Consider the following 11,888-nt stretch of genomic DNA (forward strand, 5'->3'; position numbering starts at 1 on the left):
CTCTCGACGGCCGCCCCGGATCGGCGCATCGTGGAGGCAGTAGCACCGGGGAGGGACCATGGAAGCACTGGTAGACATCGAGGAAACCGTCCATGTAGACGCCACGCCGGAGGCCGTCTGGCGGCTCGTCACGGACGTCCGGCGGCATCCGGAGTACGCCGGCCCGAAGAGCATCACCAAGGTCATCGACTTCGACGACACGCTGCACGTCGGAGCGCGGTGGATCGCGCACGAGAAGTTCGGGCCGCAGAAGTTCGACGCGCCGTCCGAGGTGACCACGTGGGATCCGGACCACAGCTTCGGCTGGGTCTCGTTCCCGCCGATGAAGGAGGCCAATCGCGGCGACGGCGGCCGGGTCTTCTGGTCCTACACCGTCACCCCGGAGCTGGACGGCACCCGTCTCAGCCATCACATGGAGGTCCTGCCACCGGCGAAAGGCGCGTGGACCCTGAAGGCGATGTACGCCGTCCTCCGGCTGCCCGCCAAACAACGGCGCGGGATCCGGACCACGCTCGCCAACATCAAGTCCACCGCCGAGCACGCCTGACGGATCTGATCAGTTTTCAAGAAGCGCGGGGGTTCCGCGGCTTCTAGTGTTTGGGGTGTTGGAGACGGCAACCAAACAAGGGAGAGTCCGATGGCCACCACCAAGAACACCAAGAACACGAAGAAGTCGTACGACGGTTTCAGCGCGGCTGAGCGGGACGCGATGAAGGAGCACGCGAAGGAGCTGAAGAGCAAGGAGGACCCGGCCGAGGCGCAGGCGGCGAAGATCGCGACGATGGCGGACGCCGACCGCGAGATCGCCGAGCGGCTGAACGAGCTGATCCCCCAGATCGCGCCGGAGCTGACGCCGAAGCTCTGGTACGGCATGCCCGGCTGGGCGAAGAACGGCAAGATCGTCTGCTTCTTCCAGGACGCCGCCAAGTTCAAGTACCGCTACTCCACCTTCGGTTTCCAGGACTCCGCCAACGTCGACGACGGCGACATGTGGCCGACGTCGTACGCCATCACCAAGCTGACCCCCGCAGTCGAGAAGCAGCTCACCGCCCTGATCAAGCAGGCCGTCAGCTGAACCCGGCAGGCTGCGCACTGCGGCCATGGCAAGATCTGCTGGGTGCAGATTGGGATGTTGGGGCCGTTTGAGGTGCGTGCGGGCGACGGGAGCCTGGTTGACGTGCCGGGGGCTCGGTTGCGTGGGTTGTTGATTGTGCTTGCGCTGGATGCCGGGCGGGTGGTTCCCAAGGCCACGTTGGTGGATTGGATCTGGGGTGAGCAGCCGCCGGCGGATGCTGCGAATGCCTTGCAGCGGTTGGTTTCGCGGCTGCGGAAGGTGCTGCCGGACGGCTCGGTCGAGGGGCACACGGACGGTTACCGGCTGCAGATCGACCCCGACGCGGTGGACGCCGTACGGTTCGAACGCCTCCTCACCCGGGCCCGCACCGACCAGGACCCGCAAGGCGTCCGGCTGTTGCGTGAGGCGCTCGGGCTGTGGCGTGGGTCGGCGATGCAGGACGTCGGGCTGACCGAGAGCGGCGCGTTCGACGCGGCCGTGACCCGGCTGGACGGCCTCCGCCTGACCGCGATGGAGGACCGGTACGACGCGGAGATCACCCTCGGCCACGGAGCGGATCTCGTCACCGAACTGACCGACCTGGTCGCCGCCCACCCGGTCCGCGAACGCCTCGTCGCCGCCCTGATGCGCGCTCTGGTCGCCTCCGGCCGCGACACCGAGGCGCTCCGCGTGTACGAGCGCACCCGCGAAACCCTCGCCGACGAGCTCGGTGTCGACCCCTCGCCGGAGCTGTCCGCCCTGCACGTCGCCCTCCTCCGCGGCGAGCTGGTACGCCGGGACGAGAAGCGGAACACGAACCTCCGCGAAGAACTCACGACGTACGTCGGCAAGGACGCCGACATCGCCACCGTCCGCGACCTGATCGCCGGGCACCGCCTGACGACGCTGATCGGACCAGGTGGATCGGGGAAGACCAGGCTCGCAAGCGAAACCGCTCGAACCGTCTTGAAAGACCTGCCCGACGGCGCCTGGATGGTCGAGCTGGCGGCGATCGGCGCCGACGGGGACGTGGCGCAGGCGACGCTCGGCGCGCTCGCGCTGCGGGATGCGCTGCTCGGCGACGTACCGGACACGGACCCGACAGACCGGGTGATCGCCGCGGTCCGCGAGCGGGCGATGCTGCTGATCCTGGACAACTGCGAGCACGTGATCGAGTCCGCGGCGACGTTCGCCCACCGGGTGCTCGGCGAATGCCCGCGGCTGCGGATCCTCGCGACCAGCCGGGAACCGCTCGGTATCACCGGCGAGGCGCTATGGCCGGTCGCACCACTCGCGCTCCCCACCGACAACAGCGAGATCGACGCCTCGCCGGCCGTCCGTCTGCTGCAGGACCGGGCCCGGGCCGTCCGTGCGGACCTCGCCTTGGATCCGGAGACGATGGCCCGGATCTGCCGTGCGCTCGACGGTATGCCGCTGGCGATCGAGCTGGCCGCGGCCCGGTTGCGCACAATGTCGCTCGAGCAGCTCGCGAACCGTCTCGACGACCGGTTCCGGCTGCTCACCGGCGGCAGTCGTACGGCGCTCCCCCGCCACCGCACGCTGCGCGCGGTGGTCGACTGGAGCTGGGAGCTGCTCTCCGACGCCGAGCGAGCCGCCCTGCGCAGGCTCTCGGTCTTCGCGGGCGGCGCAAGCCTGGAGGCAGCTGAGCAGGTGTGCGCGGGTGGCGAGGTCGAGTCGTGGGAGGTGCTCGACCTGCTGACCGCGTTGACCGAGAAGTCGCTGGTGGTCACGAAGGACGAGGGCGCGCCGCGGTACCGGCTGCTCGGGACGATCAAGGAGTACGCGCAGCAACGTCTCGACGAGGCCGGCGAGACCGACGCGACCCGCCGTACCCACCTCGCCTACTTCACCGAGCTGGCCGAGGCCGCCGACCCGCACCTGCGGCGCGCCGAGCAGCTCGAGTGGCTGGCCACCGTGGCGGCCGACCACGACAACCTCGCCGCCGCGATGCGCGGGGCACTGGCGGCCGGCGAGGCCGAGGGCTCGATGCGGCTCGCCGCGGCCGCCGGGTGGTACTGGTGGTTCGCCGGGCACAAGGTCGAGGGCAGTGAGTTCCTGCTGGCGGCCCCGGACGTGCCCGGCGAGGCGTCCGACGAGAGCCGCGCCGTGGTGTACGCGTTCGTCGCCAACTTCATGACATCGGGGCGTGGCCGCGACCAGTTCAACGCGGTGGACTGGATCCGCAGGGCCGCGGACATCAGCCGGCGGGTCAAGAGCGCGCACCCGGCGGTGACCCTGTCGACCGCACTGGAAGGCCTGTTGCAAGGGCCTGGCTCGTTCGTGTCCGCCTTCGAGCCGCTGCTGACCGCTGAAGATCCCTGGGTACGGGCGTTGGCGCGGCTGCAGACCGGCAAGATGCGGATCATGCTCGGCGACGGAGACGTGGATGCGGATGTCGCGCTCGAGACCGCGCTCGGCGAGTTCCGTGCGATCGGCGAACGCTGGGGTATGTCGTTCGCGCTGACCGAGCTCGCCGACCGGCTCGCCGTCCGCGGCGAGTTCGCCGACGCGTGCGAGTACTACGAGCAGGCGATCACGGTCGCGGCCGAAGTCGGGGCGACCGAGGACGTCGTACGGTTGCGGTCGCGGCAGGCGCAGCTGTACTGGCTCGCGGGTGACCAGGACGCGAGCTCGGCCGCGATGGCGGACGCGCTGCGGCAGGCGGAGCGGGTCGCGTGGCCGGAAGCCCTGGTGGAGCTGGCGTTGTGCAAGGCGGAGCTCGCGCGCTGGAGCGGCGACGCCGAGGAGGCGCGCCGGCAGCTCGACCGGGCGACCACGATGCTGGGCCAGGAGGCCGAGCGGGCGAACCTGCGCGCGATGATCCAGGACGTACTCGGCTACCTGGCCACGGACGTCGACCAGGCCTGGCAGCACCGCAGCGCGGCGTTCCAGGCGGCGGCCGAGGGCGGGCATCCGCCCGGGATCGCCCAGATGCTCGTCGGCGTCGCGGACCTGGCGTTGCGCACCGATCAGGACGAGCAGGCCGCGCGGCTGCTCGCCGCGAGTGCCGTCGTACGGGGACTGCCGGATCGCTCGAACCCGGACGTGGCCAAGCTCGAGCAGGAGACGCGCCGCCGCCTCGGTGACGCGAAGTTCACCGAGGCGACGGAAGAGGGCCGGCAGGCGAGCTGGCGAGAGCTCGTCGAGGTCACGCTCGCTTCTTGAATGTCGAGGTCGCCCAGACATACCCGACCACGGCGATCCCGATGCACCAGGCGAACGCGGCGATCATGTCGCCGGTGTGCGGTGCACCGTTCAGCAGACCGCGGAGCGATTCGATGATCGGCGTGAACGGCTGGTACTGCGCGAACTGCTTCACACCGGGACCCATCTTGTCGGCCGGCACGATCGCGCTGCTGAAGAACGGCAGCATCACCAGCGGCACCGAGGCCAGGCCCGCGGTCTCCGGGGTCTTCGCGAACAGGCCGAGGGCAACGGTCAGCCAGCCGGTCGCCAGCCCGAGCAGTACGACGAGACCGATCACGCCGAGCCACTGGGCGAAGCTCGCCGACGGGTTGAAGCCGAGCGCGAACGCGACCCCGATGATCGCGGCGATCGCGATCAGGTTGGTCATCACGCTGGCGATCACGTGCCCGGTCAGGACCGCGCCCCGCGGCACGTCCATCACCTTGAAGCGGTTGATGATGCCCTTGGTCATGTCGGAGTTCACGGCCGTCGCCACGGCGCCGAGCCCGTAGCAGACCGCCAGCAGGAGCATGCCGGGAGTCGCGTAGTCGACGTACGGGACGCCGACGCTGAACGCGTCACCGAGCATGTAGACGAACATCAGCATCACCACGACCGGCATCAGGACCGCGTTGAACACGGAGGTCGGGTTCCGCGCGATGTGCTTGAGGTTACGGCGCAGCATCACGATCGAGGGGTTCTTCATTTCGCGACTACCTCCGCGGTGTCGTGGCCCGTCAGGGCGAGGAATACGTCATCGAGGTCAGGGGTGTTGACGGAGAACTCGTCGGCGTCGATCGAGTACTCGGCGAGCCGGTCGAGCAGCTTGCGGACGGACTGGGTGCCGCCGTCGCTGGGGACCCGCAGGGTCAGCGCGTCGTCGTCCCGGGTCGAGTCGGGCATGATCCGGGCGGCCGTGTCGAGGTCCTCGACAGAGCCGAAGCGGAACCGGACGTGGGTGCCGGGGATTTGTCGCTTGAGCTCTTCCGGGGTGCCCTGGGCAACCAAACGGCCCTTGTCGAGTACGGCGATCTTGTCGGCCAGCTGGTCGGCCTCGTCGAGGTACTGCGTGGTGAGGAAGATGGTCACGCCGTCGGCGAGCAGCTCGCGGATGATCGTCCACATGGTGCGCCGGCTGCGCGGGTCGAGGCCCGTCGTCGGCTCGTCCAAGAAGATGATCTGCGGGTCGCCGACCAGGGTCATCGCCAGGTCGAGCTTGCGCCGCATACCGCCGGAGTACGTCGCCGCAGCCTTGTCCGCCGCCTCCGCCAGGTCGAAGCGCTCCAGGAGCCGGTCGACGACCTCGTTGCCCGCGCGGGGGCTCAGGTCGACCATCAGCTGGAGGTTCTCGCGGCCGGTCAGCAGTTCGTCCACGGCCGCGAACTGGCCGGTGACCCCGATCGCGGACCGGACCGCCTTGGCCTCGGTCGCGACGTCGTGCCCGGCCACCCGGACCGTACCGCTGTCAGCCTTGGTCAACGTGGTCAGCACGTTCACCGTGGTCGTCTTGCCGGCCCCGTTCGGGCCGAGCAGGGAGAAGACGGTGCCCGCGGGGACGTCGAGGTCGATCCCGTCGAGCACGGTCTTGTCGCCGAATGCCTTGCGCAGTCCTGTGACCGCGATCGCCGAAGTTGTCATGGGAACACCTTCGGCGGACGTCCTGACACCGACCTGACACGCCGCCTACACGGTGTCAGCGCCGTGTCCGCCGGGATCACAGAGCCTTGTCAGCACGCTCGGCCAGTGTGGTTGTCACCGACACACCGAGGAGCGATCAGATGTCCACCTTCAGCACCCCCGCACCCATCTCCGCCGCCGTCGACATCATCTTCGGAGACATCACCGTCCGGGCGAGCGACCGTACCGACACCGTCGTCGAGGTCCGCCCGGTCGACCCTTCCTGGGAGCTGGATGTGAAGGCCGCCGAGCAGGTGGTCATCGAGTTCACCGACGGGAAGCTGCAGGTCAAGCACCCGAAGCTGCGGTCCATCTTCAGCAAGCGGTACGGCGCCGTCGAAGTGCTGATCGAGCTGCCGACCGGGTCCGACGTCCACGGGTACACCGCCAAGGGCGAGTACGTCGTCGAGGGTGAGGTCGGCTCGTGCGAGCTGAAGACCGCCAACGGCGACATCCGGGTCGGCAAGGTGGCCGGCACCCTGCGCGCCAAGTCGGCCACCGGCCACATCACCGTCGAAGCGGCCGGCGCCGAGGTCAACGCGCGGACCGCGAACGGCGACATCCGCGTCGGAGCCCTCGGCACCGGCACCCTCGATCTCTACACCGCCACCGGCGAGGTCGCGGTCGGCGTCCCCGCGGGCACCGCGGCCGCGCTGGACGCCCACACCTCGGTCGGCCGGGTCTTCAACGACCTGGACTCCGCCGAGAACGCCACCCGCACCGTCACCGTCCGCGCCCGCACCCACGGCGGCAACATCACCCTCCGCCGCGCGGTCAACTGACCAGTCGGAGCCACGCTGCGGTGAGAGCGGCGTGGCCCGCCGGAGTCGGGTGGACGCCGTCGGCGCACCAGTACTCCGGATCGGTGGTGGCGGAGAGCTCCGCGAACATGCCGTCGGCGGCGAGCAGGTGGGCGCCGTGCTTCTGGGCCAGCTCCCGCACGACCTGGATCTTCGGGTCCAGATCGGCCCGCCACTTCCGCCGGCCCTCGACACCGACCCGCGCGGCGCCGACCTCGATCGTGCCGCTGATCGGGAGCAGGAACGGCTCGACGAGGATCAGTTGAGTGCCGGCGTCCGCGAGCGGCGTCAGCAGGCCGTCGTACGCCGCCGCGAACTCCTCAGTGGGGATGACGTAACCGTCCGGGTCGTACGTGTGCCAACCCACGTCGTTCATCCCAACCAGGATCGACACCACGTCCGGCCGTACGTCGCGCACGTCGGTCTGCCAGCGCGCTTCGAGATCCATCACCTTGTTGCCGGCGATCCCGGAGTTCAGCCAAGTCACCGGCCGATCCGGGTGCCGGAGCCCCCACTCGCCCGCGATCCGCAGCGGGTACCCGAACCCCAGCCCGTCCTCACTCTCCCCCCGTTGGCAGTCGGTGATCGAATCGCCGGTGAACATCACGGTGCTGCCGGCGCGCAGTGTGATCGTCATGCCGCCCACCTCCGCGCCGCGTCCTCGAACGGTTCCTGATCCCCGACCCACGCGACGACCCCGTCAGGCCGCACAAGAACGGCGTCCAGACCGAGATCATCCAGCACGGGCCCAGCGACGTACCGGATGCCCTTATCTGCAACGGAAAGGGTTCCACGGAAGTCGAGTACGACGGCGAGCCCGTCCTGCAGCAGGTCCCCGAGCCGCGTACCGTCCTCGAACTGGAAGTCCGGAGCGTTACGCCCGACGAGCGGATGCTCGCTGCCGAGGTCGTACCGGAACGCCAGCCCCGACAGCTTGCCGGACACGTACGTCGCCCCGTCGCGGGTCCCGAGCAGGTCCCGGATCAGGCCCTGCATCGCCTCCGCCGACGGACCCGGCCGCATCACCAACGCCTGCGCCCGCGTCCAATCGAGCACGGCCGCACCGATCGGATGCCGTTCGCTCGTGTACGTGTCGAGCAACCCGTCCGGCGCCTGCCCGCGCACCGTCGCCGCGAGCTTCCACCCCAGATTCAGCGCGTCGCCGAGCCCGGTGTTGAGCCCCTGCCCGCCGAGCGGCGCGTGGATGTGCGCGGCATCGCCGGCGACCAGCACACGACCGTTCCGGTACGTCGTCGCCTGCAGCGCGCGATCGGTGAAACTCGACGCGAGCCGTACGTCCATCACCGTCACGTCGGTGTCCGACACGCGCCGCAGTACCGCCTGGAGATGCTCGCGGGTCAGCTCCTGCGAGCGGTCGTACGCGCCGCCGTCGAAGTCCATCATCGCGACATGCCCGTCGGTCTGCATCACGAGGTACATGCCGGTCGGCGTCAGGTTGAACCCCGGCTTCAGCTTCTCGGCATCGGCGAGCGTCGCGTGCATCACGTACCCGGTGAACTCCGGCGCGGTCCCGGCGAACTCGAACCCCGCGAGCCCCCGCACCACACTGTGCCCGCCGTCGCAGCCGACCACCCACCGGGCCGCGTACTCGCGCTCGCCGGCGCTCACGACCACGTGTTCGTCGTACTGCGTGATGCCCGAGACCGCCGTACCGGGTTCGATCTCGACGCCCAACTTGGCCGCCCGCTCCGCCAGCACGGACTCGACCGCTTCGAGGCTCGTCAGCATCGGCCCCGTGACCAGGCTCGGCAGCCGGAACGGCAACTCGTCGACCAGGTCGGCGTCGACCATCATCCCGGCGAAGTGTCCGCCGGCCCGAGGCGTCGGCGGCTGCTCGCCGGCACCCGAGGCGGCCTTCAACTCCGCGAGCAACCCGCGCCGGGAGAACGCCTCGACCGACGCCGCCGACAATCCGCGCATACCGAGCGGGTGCGCCCGCCACGGCGACGGGCCTTCCGGTTCGCGCTCGATCACCAGCACCGAACACCCCGCAAGCCCGACCTCACAGGCCAGAAACAGCCCGACCGGCCCAGCTCCCACGATCACCACGTCATACATATGTTGCCCCTTGATCTATTTGCCTGCGGCACACGACGACCGTGTCACCGCCCGCGCACAGGGCCCTGAGACGGCCTTGCACGGCGCTGAGACAGCCCTGTCGCAGCCCTGCCGGGGATTTGCGTCCGAGGGCCGTCGAAAAAGAAGCCGAATTATGTCGGACTGTTGACGGAATAATTCCGGGTTCCTAGCGTCACGACCGTGCAGACCTATCCAGGAGTGCAGGCGCTGGTGCGGAGGACCCACGAAGAGCGGGTCCTCCAGGTGCTGCGCGAGCAGGGCGCGCTCAGCCGGAACCAGATCGCCCGGGCCATCGGCCTGTCCCGCACCACCCTGTCCGAGATCACCGGGAGCCTGCTGCAGCGGGGCGCCATCGTGGTCACCGACACCGATGCGGCACACCGTGAGGGCAGCGGCCGGCCCGCCGAGCGGCTGGCCCTGGATCCGGCCTCCGGACAGTTCATGGGCGTCGACTTCGGGCATCGCCGCGTGCACGTCGTCGTGGCCGACGCCTCGCACGAGATCGTGGCCTCGGGCTCCGACCGGTACGAAGACCGCGTCGACTGGCCGACCCGGCTCGACGTCGCGTTCCGTCTGGTGGAGCGGCTCAGCGACGAGTACGGCGTCCACTACGGAGCCCTGCAGGGTGTGGGCATCGGCATCCCGGGGCCGTACTCGGGCAAACCGGGCATGCGCGACTACCCGTCCCACCAGGTCGCGGCCGACGGCTTCCATGAGGCCTCGGTCGACGAAGCGTTCTACGAGCGGTTCGGCGCACCGGTGATCGTCGACAACAACACCCGGCTGGCGGCGCTCGCCGAGGCGATCTTCGGCGAGAAGGCGATCGAGCACCTGCTCTACGTCCGGCTGTCGGACGGAGTCGGCGGCGGGCTCGTGGTCGGCGGCCGGCTCGTGCCCGGTTCCGCCGGGCTGGCCGGCGAGCTGGGCCACGTCACGGTGCGAGCCGACGGCGACCCCTGCCGCTGCGGCAAGAACGGTTGCCTCGAGACCATCGCCTCGGTCCCCGCGATCCTGGCCGCCTGCCGAGCCGCCGGTCTCCCGGTGGAGAGCCTGGACGACCTCGCGGCCATGGTCGCCAGGTCGCACCCGGTGGCCGACCGGGTACTGCGCGACGCCTCTGCGGCGGTCGGCCGCGTTCTGGCCGCCGTCGCGATGGCGTTGAACCCCGCGGAGATCGTGATCGGCGGCGAGATCACCCGGCTCGCGCCCGTGATCGTCCAGCAGGCCTCCGCGACCGTCGCCTACGAGCTCTTTCCGGGCGCCGCCTCCCCCGGCGTACGCGCGGCGCACCTCGCCGACGACGACGGCGCACTCGGCGCCCTCGCCGCAGTGTTCCACAGCTCGCCGCTCCTGGCGGGCTACCCAGAGACGCCGGCGCCCGACGGCGCCGGTTCGCGGGCGGCGATCCGCCCGCGGCAGACCCGAGGAGTGGCCGATGGCCGTCATCAGTGACCAGACCGCCCGCGGTGCGAAGCCGCGCGACCGCGCCGGAGGACGAACACGCGCCGGGGCCGGTGGTCTTTCCCTGCTCCTGAACGCGGTCTCGGTCGGCCTCGGTATCGCGGTGTGGTGGGCGCTGGCTCTCGCGGGACTCAAACTGCCCACGCCTCCCGAGGTGGCCGCGCAGGCGATCACTCTGATCGGCAACGGCACGCTGGGCAAGGACGTGCTGGCCAGCCTGACGCGGGTCCTGATCGGTTTCGCGCTCGGCACCGCCGCCGCCGTCCCCGTCGGGTTCCTGATGGGCTGGTACGCCGTGGTCCGCGGGCTGGTCGAGCCGTGGATCCAGTTCTTCCGCACCGTTCCGCCGCTGGCGATCATCCCGCTGGCGATCGTGCTGATGGGGATCGGCGAGGCGCCGAAGATCTTCGTCATCTTCCTGGCCGCGTTCCTCGCCTGCGTGATCTCGACGTTCCAGGGCGTGGTGAACGTCGACCGCACGCTGATCAACGCGGCCCGGGTGCTCGGCGCCAAGGACGCCGGCATCTTCGCCCGGGTGGTGGTGCCCGCGTCGACGCCGTTCATCCTCGTCGGCATGCGGGTGGGTCTCGGGTCGGCCTGGGCCACCCTGGTGGCCGCCGAGCTGATCGCCGCCCAGCAGGGTCTCGGCTTCCGGATGCAGAACGCGCAGCTCTACTACGACCTGCCGACGATCTTCGTCGGCCTGATCTCGATCGGGATCCTCGGCCTGCTGATGGACCGCGTCCTGCTGACGGCCGAACGCAGACTCACCGGATGGCAGGAGCGCCGATGAAGATCTCCGTGCAGTCGGTCACCAAGACCTTTGCCCTGGGCAAGGACACGTTCACCGCGCTGGACCAGGTGTCGCTGGACATCGCCGACAACGAGTTCATCACCGTCGTGGGGCCGTCGGGGTGCGGGAAGAGCACGTTGCTGAACATCCTCGCCGGCCTGGAGGAACCGACCTCGGGGCGGGCGCTCGTCGACGGCGTACCGGTGTCTGGTCCCGGGCCCGAGCGCGGCGTGATCTTCCAGCAGTATGCGCTCTTTCCCTGGCTCACCGTGCGCAAGAACGTCGAGTTCGGCCTGAAGACCGCTGGTATGGGCAAGGCCGACCGACGCGAACGCGCGCAGCATTTCATCGACCTGGTGGGGCTCGGCGAGTTCGCCGACGCGCTGCCCAAGATGCTGTCCGGCGGTATGCGGCAGCGGTGCGCGATCGCCCGCGCGTACGCCGTGAACCCGTCGATCCTGCTGATGGACGAGCCGTTCGGGGCCCTGGACGCCCTGACCCGGGTCAAGCTGCAGGAGCAGCTCCTCGACACCTGGAGCCAGGAGCAGCGCACGGTCCTGTTCATCACCCACGACGTCGACGAGGCGGTCTTCCTGGCGAACCGCGTCATCGTGATGGCCGCCCGGCCGGGGCGGATCTACGACGTCGTCGACGTCGACCTGCCGTACCCCCGGTCGGAGGACTTCCGCCTCAGCCCCGAGTTCGCCGCGCTGCGCAACCGGGTCTGGCACTCCGTGTACCACCAGGACGGCCGCACCGCGGCCAACTCCCCTGCCACAGTTCGATCCTAAGGAAC

The 11,888-nt window shown here is 69.8% G+C and carries 11 protein-coding genes; 7 read left to right on the forward strand and 4 right to left on the reverse strand.

Annotation, left to right across the window (positions count from 1 at the left end; translation table 11 throughout):
- The first annotated feature begins 58 nt into the window (after positions 1–58).
- The 3 genes from ACLJOO_RS18465 to ACLJOO_RS18475 all read left to right on the forward strand — a co-directional run bounded on the left by ACLJOO_RS18465 (position 59) and on the right by ACLJOO_RS18475 (position 4,240).
- Positions 59–547 carry an SRPBCC family protein gene (locus tag ACLJOO_RS18465; RefSeq protein ID WP_410788401.1) on the forward strand — a complete coding sequence of 163 codons (489 nt, stop codon included), beginning with the start codon at positions 59–61 and terminating at the stop codon, positions 545–547.
- Between the two features lie 90 nt (positions 548–637).
- A complete protein-coding gene (locus tag ACLJOO_RS18470; protein ID WP_410788402.1) occupies positions 638–1,075 on the forward strand; it encodes an iron chaperone in 438 nt (145 codons plus the stop codon).
- A gap of 54 nt (positions 1,076–1,129) precedes the next feature.
- Positions 1,130–4,240, forward strand: coding sequence for a BTAD domain-containing putative transcriptional regulator (locus ACLJOO_RS18475; protein WP_410788403.1), 3,111 nt, complete (start codon positions 1,130–1,132; stop codon positions 4,238–4,240).
- On the opposite strand, the gene ACLJOO_RS18480 is transcribed toward ACLJOO_RS18475, so the two are convergent.
- Positions 4,224–4,967, reverse strand: a complete 744-nt coding sequence (locus tag ACLJOO_RS18480; protein WP_410788404.1) for an ABC transporter permease — start codon at positions 4,965–4,967, stop codon at positions 4,224–4,226. The genes ACLJOO_RS18475 and ACLJOO_RS18480 overlap by 17 nt on opposite strands.
- On the reverse strand, positions 4,964–5,899 hold the full coding sequence (locus tag ACLJOO_RS18485) for an ATP-binding cassette domain-containing protein (protein ID WP_410788405.1): 936 nt from the start codon (positions 5,897–5,899) through the stop codon (positions 4,964–4,966). The genes ACLJOO_RS18480 and ACLJOO_RS18485 overlap by 4 nt, the downstream gene beginning before the upstream one ends.
- A gap of 140 nt (positions 5,900–6,039) precedes the next feature.
- On the opposite strand from ACLJOO_RS18485, the gene ACLJOO_RS18490 reads away from it, so the two are divergent.
- Positions 6,040–6,720, forward strand: a complete 681-nt coding sequence (locus ACLJOO_RS18490; RefSeq protein ID WP_410788406.1) for a DUF4097 family beta strand repeat-containing protein — start codon at positions 6,040–6,042, stop codon at positions 6,718–6,720.
- On the opposite strand, the gene ACLJOO_RS18495 is transcribed toward ACLJOO_RS18490, so the two are convergent.
- Both ACLJOO_RS18495 and ACLJOO_RS18500 read right to left on the reverse strand, forming a co-directional pair.
- On the reverse strand, positions 6,713–7,375 hold the full coding sequence (locus tag ACLJOO_RS18495; RefSeq protein WP_410788407.1) for an SGNH/GDSL hydrolase family protein: 663 nt from the start codon (positions 7,373–7,375) through the stop codon (positions 6,713–6,715). The genes ACLJOO_RS18490 and ACLJOO_RS18495 overlap by 8 nt on opposite strands.
- A complete protein-coding gene (locus ACLJOO_RS18500; protein ID WP_410788408.1) occupies positions 7,372–8,817 on the reverse strand; it encodes an FAD-dependent oxidoreductase in 1,446 nt (481 codons plus the stop codon). The genes ACLJOO_RS18495 and ACLJOO_RS18500 overlap by 4 nt, the downstream gene beginning before the upstream one ends.
- Positions 8,818–9,018: 201 nt before the next feature.
- Between ACLJOO_RS18500 and ACLJOO_RS18505 the strand changes: the two genes are divergently transcribed.
- From ACLJOO_RS18505 to ACLJOO_RS18515, 3 genes are read left to right on the forward strand one after another with little or no spacing between them, the layout of a single operon-like run.
- A complete protein-coding gene (locus ACLJOO_RS18505) occupies positions 9,019–10,290 on the forward strand; it encodes an ROK family transcriptional regulator (RefSeq protein WP_410788409.1) in 1,272 nt (423 codons plus the stop codon).
- On the forward strand, positions 10,274–11,092 hold the full coding sequence (locus tag ACLJOO_RS18510) for an ABC transporter permease (protein ID WP_410788410.1): 819 nt from the start codon (positions 10,274–10,276) through the stop codon (positions 11,090–11,092). Before ACLJOO_RS18505 ends, ACLJOO_RS18510 begins: the two co-directional genes overlap by 17 nt.
- Positions 11,089–11,883 carry an ABC transporter ATP-binding protein gene (locus tag ACLJOO_RS18515; protein ID WP_410788411.1) on the forward strand — a complete coding sequence of 265 codons (795 nt, stop codon included), beginning with the start codon at positions 11,089–11,091 and terminating at the stop codon, positions 11,881–11,883. The genes ACLJOO_RS18510 and ACLJOO_RS18515 overlap by 4 nt, the downstream gene beginning before the upstream one ends.
- Positions 11,884–11,888: the final 5 nt, after the last annotated feature.

The organism is Kribbella sp. C-35, assembly GCF_046549195.1.
Lineage (GTDB): Bacteria > Actinomycetota > Actinomycetes > Propionibacteriales > Kribbellaceae > Kribbella.